The 17,665-nt window shown below is 65.2% G+C and carries 19 protein-coding genes and 1 pseudogene; 14 read left to right on the top strand and 6 right to left on the bottom strand.

Annotated elements, in window-relative coordinates; genetic code table 11:
* Positions 1-46: 46 nt before the first annotated feature.
* The gene (locus tag A3ES_RS0125820; RefSeq protein WP_020389741.1) at positions 47-1,297 is read right to left on the bottom strand and encodes a M24 family metallopeptidase; all 1,251 of its coding nucleotides are present in this window, start codon (positions 1,295-1,297) and stop codon (positions 47-49) included.
* 338 nt (positions 1,298-1,635) lie between these two features.
* Between A3ES_RS0125820 and A3ES_RS0125815 the strand changes: the two genes are divergently transcribed.
* The 10 genes and pseudogenes from A3ES_RS0125815 to A3ES_RS48440 all read left to right on the top strand — a co-directional run bounded on the left by A3ES_RS0125815 (position 1,636) and on the right by A3ES_RS48440 (position 9,255).
* Entirely contained in the window at positions 1,636-2,307 is a 672-nt protein-coding gene (locus tag A3ES_RS0125815; protein ID WP_020389740.1) for a GTP pyrophosphokinase, read from the top strand.
* 110 nt (positions 2,308-2,417) lie between these two features.
* On the top strand, positions 2,418-2,549 hold the full coding sequence (locus A3ES_RS56800; RefSeq protein ID WP_020389739.1) for a hypothetical protein: 132 nt from the start codon (positions 2,418-2,420) through the stop codon (positions 2,547-2,549).
* Positions 2,546-2,851 (top strand): mycothiol-dependent nitroreductase Rv2466c family protein, encoded by a 306-nt coding sequence (locus A3ES_RS48445; protein WP_020389738.1) that lies wholly within the window; start codon positions 2,546-2,548, stop codon positions 2,849-2,851. The genes A3ES_RS56800 and A3ES_RS48445 overlap by 4 nt, the downstream gene beginning before the upstream one ends.
* Positions 2,852-2,919: 68 nt before the next feature.
* Complete coding sequence (locus A3ES_RS0125805; RefSeq protein ID WP_020389737.1) at positions 2,920-3,561, top strand: mycothiol-dependent nitroreductase Rv2466c family protein; 642 nt, start codon at positions 2,920-2,922, stop codon at positions 3,559-3,561.
* A gap of 43 nt (positions 3,562-3,604) precedes the next feature.
* Positions 3,605-5,635 (top strand): ABC transporter ATP-binding protein, encoded by a 2,031-nt coding sequence (locus A3ES_RS0125800; protein WP_020389736.1) that lies wholly within the window; start codon positions 3,605-3,607, stop codon positions 5,633-5,635.
* Positions 5,632-6,474: a CbiQ family ECF transporter T component gene (locus tag A3ES_RS0125795; RefSeq protein WP_020389735.1), complete on the top strand. Its 843-nt coding sequence runs from the start codon at positions 5,632-5,634 to the stop codon at positions 6,472-6,474. Before A3ES_RS0125800 ends, A3ES_RS0125795 begins: the two co-directional genes overlap by 4 nt.
* 73 nt (positions 6,475-6,547) lie before the next feature.
* On the top strand, positions 6,548-7,294 hold the full coding sequence (locus A3ES_RS0125790; RefSeq protein ID WP_020389734.1) for a class II aldolase/adducin family protein: 747 nt from the start codon (positions 6,548-6,550) through the stop codon (positions 7,292-7,294).
* A 266-nt stretch (positions 7,295-7,560) separates the two neighbouring features.
* Positions 7,561-7,989: a hypothetical protein gene (locus A3ES_RS0125785; RefSeq protein WP_020389733.1), complete on the top strand. Its 429-nt coding sequence runs from the start codon at positions 7,561-7,563 to the stop codon at positions 7,987-7,989.
* Position 7,990: 1 nt separating this feature from the next.
* Complete coding sequence (gene fdxA / locus A3ES_RS0125780) at positions 7,991-8,311, top strand: ferredoxin (RefSeq protein ID WP_020389732.1); 321 nt, start codon at positions 7,991-7,993, stop codon at positions 8,309-8,311.
* Positions 8,308-9,255, top strand: a pseudogene (locus A3ES_RS48440) (2-oxoacid:ferredoxin oxidoreductase subunit beta). The gene fdxA and the pseudogene A3ES_RS48440 overlap by 4 nt, the downstream one beginning before the upstream one ends.
* A 16-nt stretch (positions 9,256-9,271) precedes the next feature.
* Here the strand turns inward: A3ES_RS48440 and A3ES_RS0125770 are convergent.
* The 5 genes from A3ES_RS0125770 to A3ES_RS0125750 all read right to left on the bottom strand — a co-directional run bounded on the left by A3ES_RS0125770 (position 9,272) and on the right by A3ES_RS0125750 (position 13,818).
* Positions 9,272-10,258 (bottom strand): VOC family protein, encoded by a 987-nt coding sequence (locus tag A3ES_RS0125770; protein WP_020389729.1) that lies wholly within the window; start codon positions 10,256-10,258, stop codon positions 9,272-9,274.
* Between the two features lie 29 nt (positions 10,259-10,287).
* Entirely contained in the window at positions 10,288-11,367 is a 1,080-nt protein-coding gene (locus A3ES_RS0125765; protein WP_026163191.1) for a 4-oxalomesaconate tautomerase, read from the bottom strand.
* A complete protein-coding gene (locus tag A3ES_RS0125760; RefSeq protein WP_020389727.1) occupies positions 11,364-12,071 on the bottom strand; it encodes a 4-carboxy-4-hydroxy-2-oxoadipate aldolase/oxaloacetate decarboxylase in 708 nt (235 codons plus the stop codon). The genes A3ES_RS0125765 and A3ES_RS0125760 overlap by 4 nt, the downstream gene beginning before the upstream one ends.
* Before the next feature lie 114 nt (positions 12,072-12,185).
* The gene (locus tag A3ES_RS0125755; protein WP_020389726.1) at positions 12,186-12,923 is read right to left on the bottom strand and encodes a PIG-L deacetylase family protein; all 738 of its coding nucleotides are present in this window, start codon (positions 12,921-12,923) and stop codon (positions 12,186-12,188) included.
* 238 nt (positions 12,924-13,161) lie between these two features.
* Positions 13,162-13,818, bottom strand: a complete 657-nt coding sequence (locus tag A3ES_RS0125750; protein WP_026163190.1) for a GntR family transcriptional regulator — start codon at positions 13,816-13,818, stop codon at positions 13,162-13,164.
* 222 nt (positions 13,819-14,040) lie between these two features.
* On the opposite strand from A3ES_RS0125750, the gene A3ES_RS0125745 reads away from it, so the two are divergent.
* The 4 genes from A3ES_RS0125745 to A3ES_RS51555 are packed head-to-tail and all read left to right on the top strand — an operon-like array spanning position 14,041 to position 17,650.
* Positions 14,041-15,036 (top strand): hypothetical protein, encoded by a 996-nt coding sequence (locus tag A3ES_RS0125745; RefSeq protein WP_020389724.1) that lies wholly within the window; start codon positions 14,041-14,043, stop codon positions 15,034-15,036.
* Positions 15,033-16,130, top strand: coding sequence for an alcohol dehydrogenase catalytic domain-containing protein (locus A3ES_RS0125740; protein WP_020389723.1), 1,098 nt, complete (start codon positions 15,033-15,035; stop codon positions 16,128-16,130). The genes A3ES_RS0125745 and A3ES_RS0125740 overlap by 4 nt, the downstream gene beginning before the upstream one ends.
* Positions 16,131-16,157: 27 nt before the next feature.
* Positions 16,158-16,859, top strand: coding sequence for an MBL fold metallo-hydrolase (locus tag A3ES_RS0125735; RefSeq protein ID WP_020389722.1), 702 nt, complete (start codon positions 16,158-16,160; stop codon positions 16,857-16,859).
* On the top strand, positions 16,856-17,650 hold the full coding sequence (locus A3ES_RS51555; RefSeq protein WP_020389721.1) for an antibiotic biosynthesis monooxygenase family protein: 795 nt from the start codon (positions 16,856-16,858) through the stop codon (positions 17,648-17,650). The genes A3ES_RS0125735 and A3ES_RS51555 overlap by 4 nt, the downstream gene beginning before the upstream one ends.
* Positions 17,651-17,665: the final 15 nt, after the last annotated feature.

Genomic DNA, 17,665 nt, shown 5'->3' with positions numbered 1-17,665 from the left:
GAACCGTGCCGATGCTCGCGGTGCGCGCATCGGCACGGGAGCGGCGCTACGCGTCGCCGACTACAAGGAGTTCTCGCCGGCGAGTTCCCAGCCGCTCAGCGCCGCTGTCGGTCACCACGACGGTATCGCCCCAAGTGACGTCGTGGGTGCGAGGAGATGGCACGGGGGCCTCAGGTACCTCCAGGAACGGCTTGAGGATGAACGTCGTGTTCGCGGTGATCGGCAGCTCGGCGACGTGGGAAGTGTCGCGGTTGGGAATGAGCAGCGGTCCGTCATTGCCCAGACCGCGGCCGTGCAGAAGGGTGAGCATGTGCCCGTCGCCGGTACCTGCTACCGACTCCACGGCGGCGAAGACATCGCCCCACCGCTTCCCCGGCCGCATCACCTCCAGGGCGACGTCGAAGGCCTCTGCGTTGCGTTCGAAGATTTCGAGTGCCCGGGCCGTAGGCGGCCCGACGACCATAGGCTGTGCGACCTGGGCCTGGTAACCGCGGATCTCGGGCATCAGCTCCGTGGCGACATATGTTCCCCGCTCGAGAACGCCGGGCGGTGTGGTCACATATCTGTGCCGCATCTCTCCCCACGGCCCAGGCGCCCAGGCGATGTGTAGTACGTCGGCACCAGCACGGACTTGAGCCAGGAGCATCTGCCCGAAGACCTCAGCCTGTACCACGCCCTCCCGTGCCGTTTCCGCCATCGCTTCCAGTGAAGCCTCGCCGACGCGCACGCTAGCGGCCAACCGGGAGATCTCTTCTGCACCCTTGACGTACCGCGCGCTTCCGAGAATGCCGGTCCCGTCGACGATGTGCTCAGCTCCGACGGCTGCTGCGATCCGCGAGACCGTTGTGTGTGCGGCGTAACCTTCGGGCTGCCGCACTGAGGAGAGTTCGTCGCCGCGCAGCCCAGCGATCGCGGTGCGCCGCCGCACGCGGCCACGCCGGCGCAGCACCTCGGCCGCGACCAGTCCGAATTCCGGCGCAGTAGACCCCAACGGAGTCGCGCTCATGCGGTCGTCAATCCAGTGTGGGCGCTCGACGGCGTAGTTACTGTGCTCGCCGCCGAGAATGAGGATGGGTTCACCATCTACCGGAAAGATCGTGAGGCCGACGGTGTCTGCGATGTAGAGCGAGTCCGATGTGACCCAGGCCGGCAGGACGATCAACAGTTCGACGCCATCCTCGCGCATCAGCGCACGCAACCGAGCCCAGCGTCGATCTCTCTCGTCCAGACTGAACATCGGCTCGTTGACCGGTGCTGGGATCCCCAGAATCCCTTGGACGCCACGCATTGCCTGCATCACTGTCTCCTTGTCTCTAAGCTCTGCTCGGCCAAGTCGTCCCCAAGGGATCGAGTACGGACGTTCTCAGCGGATACAGGGGATGCCAGCGGCACAATACTAACATTATTGTCAACAATCGCGGCCGGCTCACCCGAGTGCCGCTGCAGCCCGAGGTCGTTGGGTAGAGCAACGAGTCGCCGCTCAGCTACTGCGAAAGCAGTAGCTGAAAGCCTGCGCTGGCAGGACGCGCGCGGGCATGCTCGCCGGGGACGATGGGATGCATCCGATCACCCGCACTTGAAGGAAGCGACGCCGCATGTCCTGCAGCAAGAACAGACCTACTCGGTTGGTGCGCGATGTGCGCCGTTGATGCTGAGGCAGCGACGGACGCCGACGGCACCTACCATCTCGATCGCTCGCTCGGCGGCGGAAGCGGCTTGGCCCGATTCCTGATGCCGTACAAGTTCGGTCTCGACGAGATCATGACGAAGGTCAACATCCTGAGCCAGGAACTCACGTTGACCCACGACTACAACCCGATCGAGCACGTGAAGTCTCGGCTGAAGTCTGCCGACAGCATCCTGGAGAAGACGCAGCGAATCGGCTGTGGGACGACCGCGGCGGATATCAGGGCGAACATCACCGACCTGGCGGGGATCCGGATCGTCTGCAGCTTCACGACGGATGTCTATGAGGTTGGAGAAATGCTGACTTCGCAGGCCGACGTTGAACTGCTGCGCACTCGCGACTACATCGCGGCACCCAAGTCCAACGGCTACCGCAGCCTGCATCTACTGGTCGAGGTTCCGGTCTTTCTGTCCGACCGGGTGGAGGCTGTCTGCGTCGAACTCCAGTTGCGGACGGTGGCGATGGATTTCTGGGCCAGCCTCGAGCACAAGGCTGTCTACAAGTACCGCGGCCAGGTCCCGGCCTCCGTCAGCGACGAGCTCCAGCAGGCTGCCGAGATCACTCGGTCCCTGGACTCACGGATCGAGAGCCTTCGCTCGGACATCTTGCGGCGGCACTAGTAATCCAATGTCAACTATGTTGACATATATCAGCTAAGTTGATATATATGTAACGCGGTCGTCGCCACCGGCAAACCCCTGACGCTCACCCCCGATGAGAGGAGATCTCGATGGCTGACAGACCCCGAGTCGACTTCTGGTTCGACTCGCTGGGGCCGCTCTACACCGCGATCGGTTCGCGCATTCACCACGCGGGCAACAAGGGTTTCCAGGACGTCGTCGCCAGGGACTTCGATGCGTGATCGCGAAGGTGCTGGCCGAGGTCGGCCTGCCTGCTGAGCTCGCGGAGGCGGCCGCGGACCCGAAGTGGGACGAGGCGCTGAAGAAGAGCAACAGCGAGGGCATGGACCTGCCCGCTGGCGGTATCGGTACTCCGGCGCTGCACATCAACGGGGTCGCACTCTTCGGACCGGTGATCGGTCGGAGCGTACCGCCCGGCGAGCAGGCCGGCGAACTGTGGGATGCCGTTGTGACCCTCGCGACCTACCCGGACTTCTGGGAGATCAAGCGCGACCGTGCGGGCCTGGAGCCCGACTTCGGCTGATCACGGCCGGCCGTCGGCGAGCCACTCCCTGCACCAGTTTTCAGTTTACTCAACGAGAGGAAATCTCAATGTCCGAGAAGACCCGTGTCGACTTCTGGTTCGACCCGTTCTGCCCGTGGAGCTGGATCACCTCCCGCTGGATCATCGAAGCGCGGAAGGTCCGTGACATCGATCTGACCTTCCATCTGCTGAGCCTGGCAATCCTCAACGAGGACGACCTGCCCAAGCAATTCGCGGACCCGAGGATCATGGCCAAGGTGTGGACGCCGGTCCGGGTGGCGGCGGCTGCCGAGCGCGCTCTGGGTCCCGACATCGTGGAGCCGATGTACACCGCGTTGGGCTCCCGGATCCACAACGGAGAAAACAAGGTCTTCGGCGATCTGCTGAAGAAGGACTACGACGAAATCGTCGCGCAATCGCTGGCGGAGCTGGGGCTGCCGGCCGAGCTGGCCGAGGCGGCCACTTCGGAGGAGTACCAGGCCACGCTGCGCAAGAGCACGGACGAGGGCCTGAAGGTTCCCGGCGCCATCGCCGGCGTTCCGACCCTCCACATCAATGGTGTCGCGGTCTTCGGACCGGTGCTGTCCCGGATCCCACGCGGCGAGGTGGCCGGGAAGATGTGGGACGCCACGCTCACTCTCGTCTCCTACCCAGACTTCTGGGAGATCAAGCGCAATCAGCCCGAGGACCTCAGGCCTGAGGTCGACTGATCGCGAGGGGCCGGCCGACCATGAAGACAGGGACCACTCGATCATGAAGATGTCCACGGCGTCTCGACGTAGTACGCCGCTGCGACCTGACGAACTCGCGCATGCGGCGGTGATGGCGGCGATCTGTAGCGCCATCGGTGTTACCGCCGCCACTGTGCCGTTCGCGGCCCCGCTGTTGACACTGGGCACGGTGCCGATGGCATTGCTGACTTACCGCCATCGCCCGCGAGTTCTGGGTGCTGCGGCTATCGCCGGGACCGTCGTCTCGTTTCTCGTAGTTGGCCTGGCCGGCCCCTGTGTGATCGTCATCAGCGCCTACGTGGGCGGCTTGGTCGGCCTCGTGAAGCGCCGCGGCGGCGGCACGCGGAGTATGCTCGCCGCCGCGGTGGCTGGTGGCACCGTGTTCGGGCTCGGAGTCGCAGCTCTGCTGGCGGTCCTATCGCCGTTCAGGCACGTCATATTCGACCTGATCACCATCTACTCCGCCGCCACCGCCAACGTCCTCGGCGTCGTGCCGGGCCTGGAGTCCGGCGCGGACCGGGTGCGCGATGCGGCTGGGACCATGATCCGCTATTGGCCGATCTCCGCCACCGCGATGACGATCGTGGTGATGACTTCGGTCAACATGGTCGCTTGGTGGGCCGTGTCGCGGGTGTTCGCCCGGCTGGGCAGCATCCCTGATGTGCACCAGTTGGACCAGGTTGCCGACGACCGCTCCGTCGCACCCGTGCCCGTCACCTTGCGCGACGTCTGCTTCCGCTACCCCGGGACCGACCACGACGCCGTCGGCCCATTGAATCTGCACGTCGTATCCGGCGAGCACCTCGCCATCACTGGCGCCAACGGGTCGGGCAAGACCACGCTCATGCTGCTGCTCTCCGGTCGTCAGGCAAGCTCGGGCACGCTGGAGCGCCCCGGGGCCGTGGGTCTCGGGCAGTGCGGTGGGACCGCAGTGGTGATGCAGCATCCTGAAAGCCAGGTTCTCGGCACGCGAGTGGTCGACGACGTCGTGTGGGGGTTGCCGCCCGGAGTCTCCATCGACGTCGACCAGTTGCTTGCCGAGGTAGGCCTCGCCGGGCTCGGTGAGCGTGACACCGCTGCGTTGTCGGGCGGAGAGCTCCAACGGCTGACCGTTGCCGCCGCGCTCGCTCGCGAGCCGCGACTGTTGATCGCCGACGAGATCACCAGCATGGTCGACCAGGCAGGCCGGGAGACCCTCATCGACATGTTGACAGGGTTGCCCAAGCACCACGACATGGCGGTCGTTCACATCACGCACTTCAACGACGAGGCCTGCACCGCCGATCGCATCGTCAATCTGGAGGGCAACGAGGACAACGTCGACATGGTGATCAGCGCCCCCGTACCGACGGGCAGGTCCGCATCCAGTCACCACGTCGGCAATCCGCTCCTCGAGCTCAAGGGAGTCGGTCACGAGTACGGCAGTGGCACCCCATGGGCGTCGACGTCGTTGCACGGCATCGACCTCGTGGTCGGTGAGGGCGAGGGCGTGCTGATCCACGGGCTCAACGGATCGGGAAAGTCGACCCTTGCGTGGATCATGGCGGGACTGCTGGAACCGACGACCGGCAGTTGTCTCTTGGACGGGACGCCGGTGTCGGATCAGGTGGGGGCGGTGGCGCTGTCGTTCCAGGCCGCCCGACTTCAACTGATGCGCGGTCGCGTCGACGTCGAGATCGCCTCCGCGTCTGGATTCGATCCCGAGGACAGCTCCCGGGTGGAACGCGCGCTGTCCGCTGTCGGACTCGACCCCGTCCTCGCGCAACGGCGTATCGACCAGCTCAGCGGCGGCCAGATGCGACGCGTGGTACTGGCCAGCCTGCTGGCACGGGAACCGCGTGCGATCATCCTCGACGAACCCCTTGCCGGCCTCGATGCCGCGAGCTCGCGAGGACTGGTGACGCTGCTCACCGAGCTGCGCCGCGACACGGGACTCACCGTGATCGTCATCTCGCACGACTTCCTGGGGCTCGAAGAACTGTGTCCCCGCACGTTGCACCTGCAAGACGGTTCCTTTCCGACTACGTCCAGTCCCACGGGAGGTACGCGATGACCACACCGCAGACCCTGCCGAAGAGGACGCGCCGCCGGACCCGACCGCTGGTGCTGCTGCGGCCGGTGCCTGGCAACTCGCCCGTGCACCGGCTGTGGGCCGGCACCAAGCTGATCGTCGTCGCGGTGTTCTCGGTGCTCTTCGCGTTCTTTCCTGGCTGGGGCACGATCGCTTTGGTCATGGTGTTCGTTCTGGTCGTCGCCAGATTGGCTGTAGTGCCTCGGGGCGCGCTGCCCACCATGCCGCGCTCGCTGTGGATCCTGTTGGTCTTCGGTGCGGTTACGGCCGCGCCCGGGGGCGGCGGTCCGACCTTCGACGTGGGATCGACGAGTATCGGACTCGGTGGTCTGCTCGGCTACCTACAGGTGATCATGCTGGCCGTCGCGCTGATGGGCGTGTGTGCCCTGGTGTCGTGGACCACCAACGTCTCGGAGATCGCACCCGCGGTTTCCAAGCTGGGGAGACCGTTCAAGGCGCTTCGGCTTCCTGTCGACGACTGGGTTGTGACTCTCGGACTGACGCTACGGGCGTTCCCGATGCTGAGCCAGGAGTTTCGTGTGCTGGGCGCCGCCCGCCGGTTGCGCCCGCGCCCCGACGCGACCACTCGGCGGGAGCGCTGGCGCCGACGGTCCACCGAGCTCATCGACATGCTGGCCACCGCGATGACGGTGTCGCTGCGACGCGCCGACGAGATGGGCGACGCGATCACCGCGCGCGGTGGCTCGGGTCAGATCTCGGCGCTGCCCTCGCGGCCGGGAACGGCCGACGCTGTCGCCATGGCGGTGGTCCTTGGGGTGTGTGCCCTCTCGTTCGTCGTCCAACTAGCCGCCAGCGGCTAGCAGCGCGCTGACTGATCGCGATCAGGCGGCCGGCCGGTAATCCCGAATGCCGAAGATGAGAGGGATCTGAACCATGAGCGCAGTCACCGACGTCGTTCGCGCCAGCCATGCACTGGCGGCCGCGGGTCTGTCGGACATGGTCTGGGGCCACGCTTCGGTCCGTGATCCCAACGGCAGGGGAGCCTGGATGAAGGCGTCGGGATACGGCTTCGAAGAGATCCAGGAGGACCGCGTTGTCCTGGTTTCACCGGACGGCGATGTGGTGTCCGGGAACGGGAGGCGGCATCTGGAATTCCCCATCCATACCGAGATCTTCGGCTGTCGCGACGATGTAGGAGCGGTCGTGCATATTCATGCGCCCGCCCTCAGCGCGTTCACCTCCCGGCAGCGTGATCTCCTGCCCATCTCTCACGACGCTGTGCCCTTTACCTTTCCGCAGTTGCCCCGCTTCACCGTCACCGGAGCACTGATCGCGACCAAGGAGCTTGGCCTTGCCTTGGCTCAGGAACTCGGTGACGCCAACGGCATTCTCATGCCGCACCACGGAGCCGTGACGGTCGGCCCCGACATCGGGACTGCCGTCATGTACGCCGTGCTGCTGGAACGGGCGTGCCACACACAGCTTCTCGCGGACGCTGCCGGGGGTGCGCTCACGGCGTCGGATGAGTCGGAGACCCGGTTCAAGCGGGAACAGATCTGGAATCCGAGCCAACTGAACGCTGGGTGGGAATACCTGGTGCGTCGCGCAAACACTGCACCTCGGTCTGTTGATGGAGATCGGCAGCGGGGCCCAGACGCTCGGGTGGTGCGCAATGAGTGACCTTCAGCATCCGGGCACCGCCGCCTCGCTCCCCAAGCAGGTCAAGCAGCTGGATCGGGTGATCATCCGGTTCGCCGGCGATTCCGCACCTGGCCAACGGCTCCGAGCCGTGGCGGATCCCGGAGATCGCAGATCTGCCCACCCTGAACCCGGACTTCGCTACCGGGCTCAACCACGTCGGCAAGGCCACCGAGGGAAAGGACACGGAGCCAAATGAGTTCTGGCCCTACCTGCGCGACGAAGAGACCCTCGCACGCCCATGGGCGGTGCCCGAAACACCCGGGCTCGAGCATCGCATCGGTGGCCTGGAGAAGGGCGAGGAGGGGCGCGGCGCCAAGGTGCTGGTCATCGGCTGGGGCTCCACCTACGGCCCAATCGGGGCCGGCGTCAGGAGGGTCCGCAAGGCCGGCTACAGCGTGGCCCAGGTGCACCTGCGTCACCTCAACCCCTTCCCGAAGGACCTCGGCGAGATCCTGCGTCGCTACGACAAGGTGCTCGTGCCCGCGATGAATCTCGGCCAGCTCAGCCTGCTGCTGCGCGGTAAGTACCTCGTCGACGCCATCAGCTACAACCAGGTCCGCGGACTTCACCTCAAGGCCGCCGAGCTCGCCGAAGCCATCGGTGGCCTCGTCGCCGAGGCCGAGGGCATCGAGGTCAACCTCCGGACCGCATCGACTCGATCGGAGATCGATTGACATGACCTACGTGATCGCCCAGCCGTGCATCGACGTCAAGGACCGTGCTTGCGTCGACGAGTGCCCCGTCGACTGTATCTACGAAGGCCCGAGAATGCTCTACATCCAGCCCGACGAGTGTGTCGACTGCGGGGCCTGCGAACCGGTCTGTCCCCAGGAGGCGATCTTCTACGAGGACGACCTTCCGGCGGAGTCATTCAGCTTCGTTGCCATCAGCGTGGATCTCTTTGCCGGCCTCGGTTCACCTGGCGGCGCGGCGAACTTCGGACCACTCACGGTCGATCATCCTGTCGTCGCGGCGACTGAGACCGGGCAAGCATGAGCACAGACCTCGGTCTACCTGGCCGGCGCTCCGCTGTCGAGCATGTCCCGGCAACCGACCGGCCGCAGACCGGTAAGGACTTTACCAGCGATCAGGAGGTCCGGTGGTGCCCTGGCTGCGGTGACTACGCGGTACTCAAGGCGATGCAAGGTTTCCTGCCGGACCTCGGGTTACGCCGGGAGAACATCGTGTTCGTATCCGGCATCGGCTGCTCCAGCCGGTTCCCCTATTACCTCGACACCTATGGGATGCATTCGATCCACGGCCGCGCGCCGTCGATCGCCACCGGCATCGCCACCACGCGGTCGGACCTGTCGGTATGGGTGGTGACCGGAGACGGTGATGCGCTGTCGATCGGAGGCAACCACCTGATCCACGCGCTGCGCCGCAACGTGAACCTGACGATCCTGCTGTTCAACAACCGAATCTATGGCCTGACCAAGGGCCAGTACTCCCCGACCTCCGAGGCCGGGAAGGTCACCAAGTCGACCCCGATGGGCTCGGTGGATCACCCGTTCAACCCGGTCTCGCTGGCGCTCGGTGCCGAGGGCACCTTTGTGGCCCGAACGATCGACTCCGACCGAAAGCACCTCACCTCGGTACTGTCCGCGGCCGCCGTCAAGGGGCCTGATCCGCGATTCTGCAACCGGCGGCGTAAAGGTTGTCGTCATGGACGGTAGTGCGGATCGGGCGCCGGAGGACCTCCTCTCGTGCACGACGCGCACAACCCTGACCCGACCACGGCGTTCGCGATCTCGCGGCTGACGGACTCGGGCTACCTCAACCGCTCGCCGATCGGAATCTTCCGCCAGGTCGAGCGGCCGACGTACGACGACGGCGCCCGTAGCCAGATCTCGTCGGCCCAGAAGGCCAACCCGGGCGACGCCGCCGAGCGCCTCGCCGCGCTGATCGGCAGCGGCGACACGTGGACGGTGCCGGGATGACCGAGCGGTGACATCGTCAGGTGTAGCGGCCGTCACCTTCGGGATTTGAGGCCAGTTCTTCTGCCGTAGGAGTGCCATGGGTGTGGAAGGACTCGATGGTCTTGAGTCCCCATGCCTGTCCCTTGGCGCGCTCGTTCTCGGTCCAGTCCACGCGCTTCCAGTCGGGGGCAAGGATGAGCCGCGCGCCGGCGTTGCAGAGTTCGATGCGGTTGCCGCCGGGCTCGTAGACGTAGAGGTAGAACGTTTGCTGGATTGCGTGCTTGTGCGGTCCGGTCTCGATGAAAACCTTCTGGTCCAGGGCGACGTCACAGGCGCGCAGGATGTCGTGGCGGCTGTCGGCCGCGAAGGCGATGTGGTGCAGCCGCCCGGACAAGCCGAGATTGTCCCTGGTGTAGACGAGGTCGTAGCTCTTGTTGGTGAAAGTGGTCCAGGTGCCCGCTACCGCTCCGTCGTCGAGCACGATCTGTTCGGTGGTCATCGCGCCGAGCGTGTCGACCAGGAAGTCGCGGTTTTCCCTCGGGTTCGCGCCTAGGAAGTTGACGTGGTCGAGCCGCCGGGCCGGGACTCCACCCGCAGGGTAGGCCGCGGCCTGGTTCTTCAGCGCCGGCCGGTCGTCGTCGCTGTACGCGAACCACTCCGCCTCGTAGTACAGGCCGAACTCGTGACCATCCGGATCGACGAACAGGTAGGTGGGGCCGAAGCCGGGCTCGCCATCGGTCCAGCCGCGACCGTGGCCGGTCGCTTCAATCGCTGCCACGCGCTGCAGCAGTGCCTCCGGACTCGCTGCGCGGAGGTGGGTGCGGGCTATGCCGGCGTGTCGGTGGGCGCGCAGCGTGAGGGTGTGATGCTGGTAGTCATCCCAGGCGTGCAGGTAGGCCAGGTCGCCGTCTGCTCCGACTACCCGGAGTCCGATAAAGTCCGTAAAGAACCGGACACTCTCGTCGAGCTTGGGAGTGAGCAGCTGCACATGCGCCAGATGCGCAATGTCGTGTCGGGGTCCCATGGATGGATCCTCCTTGAACAACTGGGGCGTCAGGTGCGGGGAAAAACGGTGCCGGCGAACAGTTTTCGTGCGGTCCTCACCACCCCCGCCGACCGCACCAGCGGTGGGGAGGCGGTGGTGTCGAGGTCGATGTCGACCAGCAGATGCCCGGAAGGGTGCTCCACGTCCACGCGTTGCGGGCCGTGCGGCCAACCGGCCGTGAGGTCGTGCCCAACCGCGCCGGGGGTCATCATCGCGGTCACGGCGCTGATCGCGGCGAACACACCGATCGAAGTGTGCGGCTGGACGGGGATGAACGATCGTGTGCACACCTGACCGCCGTCGCGTGCGGGAGCCAGCAATACCGTCTTGGGCACCGACCGAGCGTCGTCTCCGAGGCCCATCAGCCGGGCGGCCCCGCGACGCAGCCGGTCGATGCGGCTGAGTAACGCAGTGTCTCCGGCAAGACGGGCGTGCGGTTCGTATCCGGTGAGCCCGAGGTCGACCACGCTCGCGACCACAACCGGCATGCCGTTGTCGACACACGTGATCTCGATGCCGTCGACGCTGTCGCGCATCCGTCCAGTGGGGTACAGGCCGACGGTGGCGGAGCCCGCGGTGTCGGCGAACGTCAGTACGACCGGCGCCGCCTTGCCTGGGACACCGTCGATGACGGTCTCTCCGACGTAGACCGGCATCGCGTCGAGGACTGGAAAAGTTGCTGTGGCGAGACTGCCGGAATTCACCTGGTAGATGCGGACGGTGGCGCTGTCTCCGGTCGCGGCCACCAAGCCGGCCTCCACCGCGAACTGGCCCACCGCGGCGAGGATATTGCCACAGTTCTGCTGGTCCGACACGATCGGCTCGTCGACCCCCAGTTGCAGGAACAGGTAGTCGACATGGACGTCTGGTCGCTGCGACGCTGACACGATCGCCACCTTGCTGGTCAGCGACGTTGCCGCGCCCATCCCATCGATCTGCCGCGGATCCGGTGTGCCCATGATCCGCAGCAACAGGTCATCACGCGCGGCTGGATCTGTGGGCAGGTCGGCCGCCCGGAAGTATCCGCCCTTTGATGTCCCGCCCCGCATCCAGAGGCACGGAACACCTTGGGGCGCGGCCGGTGTCATCTCTCACCCTCGTCGATGTACTCCTCATAGGGGACATAGGTGACGCCGAACTCGCCGAGTCGGTCGCGCAGCCCGTAGCGGTCGAGACCGAGCTCGCCGTTGCGGAACGCCTGACGGCTAGCTTCCTCCTTGGCCACGCGGGCGGCTGCCTGCTCCAGCACGTCGGGCACTGTCGGTCGGGGCACGCAGACCACACCGTCGTCGTCGGCAACGATCACGTCACCGGCGTGGATCACCTGGCCCTGCAAGGCGATCGGTACGTTGATGGCGCCGGCGGTTGCCTTCACCGACCCTTGAGCGCTCACCGCGGACGACCATGCGGGAAAGCCCATCTCTCGCAGCTCGGCGACATCTCTGACGCCGCAACCCAGAACGACGCCGCGGACGCCGCGTTGCTGGAGTGCCGTTGCGAACAGCTCCCCGAACAGCCCGTCGGTCGATGGCGAGTTCGTCGTCACCACCAGGACGTCTCCCTCGTGGCACTGCTCGACTGCGACGTGGATCATCAAGTTGTCCCCGGGCCAGCAGACGACAGTGACGGCGGTGCCGCCAATACGCGCTCCTGGCCAGGCCGGCCGCAACCCTGAGCCCAGATAGCCGACCCGGCCGGCTGCCTCATGGACGGTGGCCACGCCGTAGTCACCCAACCTGCTCGCTGCCTCGCTCGATGCCCGCGGTGGATCAGTCACCACGATGGACTTCATCGGTACTCCCGTTTTTGGTCGTTGGCCACATCGCGCGCCTCTGCGATGGCTTTCAGCGACAGCTTCGTTGGATGACGCCTTCCGGAGCAGCGATTTCCGGGTCTGTCGTCACACTCATGACAGCCGAGTGGTGATGTGCGGATAGTGGCGTACGAAAGCCTCAGCGCGGCTGTTCCTGAGCAGGCCGAGATTCGGGCCGGCGTTGCGCTCGAGCTGCACGCCACGGCGTGCGGCCAGGTCCTCGTAGTAGGTCCACATGTGCTCCTGGGCGCCGAGGCACCGCATCGCCTCGCGCTTGATCTCGAAGGCCTCAGTGATGTCCAGCAACACATCGGGCCGAAACTGCGACATCTCCGGTTGGTGCGGTTCGAAACTGAACACAGGTGGGGCGCCCAGTGGTTCGCCGGGGGAGTCGTACCCCGGGGCCTGGGCAAGGATTCGGGACTGTAGTGCCATCCGCGCCGCTGCTGGATGATCGCCGTTGTACGGATCAGACAAGGTGTGGGTGAGCACTACAGTGGGTGTGACATCGCGGTAGACATGCACCAACTGGTCGATGAGATCCGGCGATTCGAGCAGCGGATAGTCACCTGCGTCGAGGAACCGGATGTCGGCGCCCAGCACTGCCGCAGCCGCCTCGGCTTCGCTGCGGCGCAGCGCCTTGATCTCGTCGAGCTTCTTGCCTTCGCGCCAGGCTCTGGCCGATTCGCCTCGTTCGCCGTAGCTAAGGCACACAACCGTCGCTCGCTCAGCGCGTGTCGCAGCCAGCGCGATCGCGCCTCCGGCACGCCAGACGAAGTCGCCCGCGTGGGCGCTCACCACCAGCAGCGATTCGGATGCGTTCGCGGACATAACCTCACCTCTCGGTTGCGGATACCGACGCCATCACCGGAAGGCTGACTCGCGATGAAGTCCCGGCGATCTCATCGTGGGTCGTGTTGGCAAAATTGTCAACAATCTTGCCTGCAATACACCGCTGCGGAAGCTGTGGCTTACTGCTTGGCGGTGCCTGGACCGTCGGGCTCTAGTGGCGTGCCAGTCGAGGCTGCTGTCCGTGCGGTGGCATGCTCGGGGGAGTGGGGGACTGGAGTCAGTCCAACTCGCGGACGGCGACGATAACGCTGTCGAGGTGGTCTCGCATCGCCTGTTCGGCCCTGGCGCCATCTCGTGCGAGTACGGCCTTTATCACTGCGAGATGCTCACCGAGCGACGTCTGCGGACGGCCGGGACGCAGGGATAGCTGGAACTGGAAGCGCACCATCTGGATGTTGAGCCGGCCGATGAGATCGGTTGCAGTGGTTTGGCCGGCGATCTCGGCGAGTGTCGAGTGCAACTCGCGGTTGGCGGCCGAGTACTTCAGGGGTGCGCCCTCAGCTACGGCAGCGGTGAGCTGTTTGGCGTACCCCCGCAGCCGCTTGCGATCGGCGGGCGTAGCCCGTTCGGCGGCCTTGGCGGCGATCAGGCCTTCAAGCGCCTTGCGGCATTCGAGAATCTCGACAGCTTCATCCCTGGAGACTTTTCGTACCCGCGCGCCAATGTTGTGGATGCGTTCGATCATCCCTTCGGCTATCAGTTCGTCGATGGCGGCGCGCACGCTGCCACGGGTGACACCGAACTGCTCGACCAGCTCTGCCTCCACCAGGCGCTGACCGGGCGCGACATCACCCTTCTGGACAGCCTGACGAAGCCGTTCCATGGCAACGGCTTTTCCCTGCGTTCCGCGCTCAAGATCGAGACCTTCTGACACTGCAACCGTCCCGGATAGGCATGGATGTTGCTTGAGATCATGCTAACAATCCGCGCCCGCAGGCTGGCCGCCGTCCGACGGTCCAGATTGCCAGATATCAGGAACGTTGACATATATCAGCTAGGTTGATAACAATGTCCGAGTGGCCGCCGCCGCTCGATGGGCCCTTTCGGAGTGGCCGTCGGCAAGGTCAGGCGGGTTCCCGAGACGAGGAGGTGCCTCATGAGCGTCATCGAAGACGTCATGGTCATCGGATCCGGCCGGCCGCTACGCAGCATCGACCGTGACGAGCACCTGCTGCTAGCGCCTCCGCATCCGAGCAAGCTGCCGATCAAGCTTTGGAATGACTACGAGCCCTTGCCTGTGGTGCACTTTCCGCAGGAGTACGTAGAGCAGAAGTTCGCGCCCCCACGAGGGGTCTACGAGAACGACCAGCTCCGGGTCGAGTGGCAGGTCATGAACGGCCGGCAGCCGTTCTATCACCGCAACTGCGATGTCGACGAGATCTCCTACCAGATCGACGGTGCACGCACGCTGATGACCGAGCTCGGTGTCATCGAGCACCGCCCTGGGGAATTCTCCCGGATCCCGCGCGGGGTTGGACACGACAACTACGGCCGCCAGGAGAGCCACCTGCTCTTCTACCTGCCGGCGCCGGTCGCCGAGCTGGTAGGGCCGACCCGGACGTCGCAACCGGTGATGCCGCCGTTCCCCGGTTGGCAACCTGGTGCGGTCAATGAGGCGCTCACCCAGTGCATGGGTTCGGTCGGACACGACATCGCGGTCTTTCCGGTGGACGAGACGCTGCTTCTCGAACGCGTGCATGCCGAGCCGGAGCGGATGCCAGTGCATTCGATTGGCGCCCCTGTCGGCTCCACCTGGCTGTACGCTACGTCGACGGTTCGACTCGGATACGTCAACGCGACCGCTGGTGACGGCACCCGGCGATACCGGCAGACCCTCGATGCCGACGAGATTCAGTACCAGGTTTCTGGAACCCGCACGCTGGTGACGCAGCGGGGCATCGTCGATCTGCGTCCGGGCGACTTCGTGCGGATTCCCCTCGGCTTGGCGCATGCCAGCATCCCCGATGGGTCGTCGACGCACATCAGCCTGTTGTCACATCTCGAACTGCCGCAGGTCGTCGAGACCAATCGCACTGCGGATCCCTACTCGCCGGAGCGGCTGGCAGCCGCCATCGAAAGGAGTCGGGCATGAACATGCTCGCTGTACGGGCCCACGATGGCGAGAGCGGCCTTGTGGTGGAAGAGGTCCCGGTGCCCAAGCCAGGGCTTGGTGAGGTGGTTGTGAAGGTCGAGTCTGCTGGCTTGGCCCCCGGAATGATGTCCCTGTTGAAGATGGGGGCTTTCAAGCAGCTGCCGACGATCCTAGGCCATGAGATCGCCGGCACTGTGTCAGAGATTGGATCTGACGTCCCAGGTTTCTCAGCCGGTGAGCGGGTCCGGGTGCACCCGCAGCTGACCTGCGGCAGGTGTGTCCACTGCCGATCCGACCGCGAGATGTTGTGCGCTCAGTACGCCATGATCGGTCATGCGGCCTTCAGCAACGGGCCGCTGCCGCTCTACGAGCGGTACCACGACGGCGGGCTTGCCGAGTACGTGCGCGTTCCGCATTGGCTGGTCGACCGGTTGCCCGAGAACGTGAGTTTCGATGTCGGGGCGAAGATGCACGACCTGGCCAACGCCGTACGTATCCTGAAGGTTGCCGAGCTTCCGCGGGCGGCGACCGTGGTGATCACCGCGGCGACCGGAACGATGGGCACAGCGACCGTCAAGTTCGCGAAGCAGTTCGGTGTCGGCCGGTTGATTCTGGTGGGCCGGAGTGCGGAGCGCCTGCGGGCGGTCGAGCAGTTGGCCGACGGCATCCCTGTCGATTCCATCGCGACCGAGAATCTCCCTGAGGGCTGGGAGTCGGCCAATGACCTAACTCAGGCGCTCCGGCGGCTGGTGCCGCAGGGTGTCGACGCGGTTCTGGACTTCGTGCCTGCCAGTCCCATCACCGGTCATGCGATGGCGGCGTTGGCGACGGGCGGGGTTCTCGCGCACATGGGAGGTAACACGATCCCCCTGCCGATCCCGCCCATCGCGATGATGGGCAACTGCTGGCGATTCATCGGCACGCGCGGCACCACCCGCAATGACGTCGTCGACGTGCTGAGGCTGCTCGAGATCGGTGCTGTCAACGTCGACGATCTGATCACTCACCATTTCCCGCTCGCCGAGACTGTCACCGCAATCCAGCAGATGCAGCAACGCGAGAAGCCCATGTGGATGACGATCGTCAATCCGTAGCCGACGATGAGCGAGGATGGCATCAGGATGGATCTCACGCACTACGGGCATGCCTGCGTGCTGGCGGAACTTCCGGTTGGTGAGAGAACCGTCCGCTTGCTGTTCGACCCCGGGACCTACTCTGCGGACTTCGACAGCTTGCTCGGCATCGACGTCGTTCTGATCACCCATGCCCATCCTGATCACCTGGATGGCGAGCGACTCGGCAGACTCTTGGCCAATAACCCGGAGGCCGAGGTTGTCCTCGGCGCTCACTGTCAGGCCACGCTCGGCGACCAAGGCGGTATCGCACAAGATCGAATGCGTGTCGTCGGGCCGGGGGACAAGGTCAGACTGCGCGGTGTCGATGTCGAGGTAGTAGGCGGCGAGCATGCCTGCATCCACTCTGAGCTTCCGATCGTGCCGAACAACGGCTACCTCATCAACGGGGGCAGTCTGCTGCACCCCGGTGATGCTCTCGATGAAGTGTCTGCTCCGGTGGACGTCCTGCTTCTTCCCATCGGTGGTCCCTGGATGAAGATCGGGGAGGGTGTCGACTACCTGCGGGCGGTGGCACCGCGGCTCGCGGTGCCGATCCATCAGGCCGGCCTCGCGCCGATCCACCAGAACATGCATTGCAGTCTGCTGCGGGACCTTGCGCCGGCGGAGACCGAACTACTCCTTCTCGAACACGGTGTATCTCAACCTCTCCCGACGTCGTCGCCCCAGAGTAAGGAAGACAGCCCATGATCACGCTGAACGATTACGCCCCCGAGGCGCCATTCATGGCTCAGCTGAGCGATTCTGGAGAGGGGCCGGTCACGATGGTGAATACCTTCGTGACACCCGCTGGCATGGAGGAGGAGGTCGTCGAGGTGTGGCGCCTGGACTCGGAGGTCATGAAGACCAAGCCCGGGAACATTTCCCAGCAGCTGTATCGCGGAACGGCCGGCCGTGTAGTGACCAATGTCGCCAACTGGGAATCGGCCAAGGACCTGCAGAACGCCTTCATGAGCCCTGAGTTTCAGGAATTGTTGCCTACCTACCCGGATGGTTCGGCTGCCTACCCGCACCTGGTGCGGCCCGTCGAAGTGCCCGGAGTCTGTCTCGGCGCGCCGTGGAACCCGCCGGCGGCCGTCGCGCAGAACGGTCAGGGCATCTCGCGGGAGTCGGTCATCGAGTACGTCGAGCTGTGTCCGGAGGTGCCTCTGGCGACGCAGTTCGGGGCTACGAAGGGCGGCTTCACCTTACTGGATGTCTTCGTGGTGCCCAGCGGCACGGTAGATCAGGCGATCGCGGCCTACCAAAAGACAGGTGCGTACCTGAAGGGCCGGCCAGGGTTCATTCAGGCACAGCTGTACCGCGGCATCGGCAGCAGCAACATTCTGGTCAATCTCGCGGTTTGGGAATCCGTGGATGCTCTGCAGGATGCAGTCTCCGATCCGGGTTTCCCGGCTGTGTTCGCCGGCTACCCCGCTGGGATGCGTTGTTACCGACAGGCGCTCTCCCGGGCGTCGGTACCGAACGTGTGCGTCGACTGACGAGTTGAAGGTTCT

Origin of the sequence: Kribbella catacumbae DSM 19601, assembly GCF_000372465.1 — a bacterium.
Taxonomy (GTDB): Bacteria; Actinomycetota; Actinomycetes; order Propionibacteriales; family Kribbellaceae; genus Kribbella; species Kribbella catacumbae.
The sequence above is the reverse complement of the archived record's forward strand: the minus strand, read 5'-3'. Positions and strand labels throughout refer to the sequence as shown.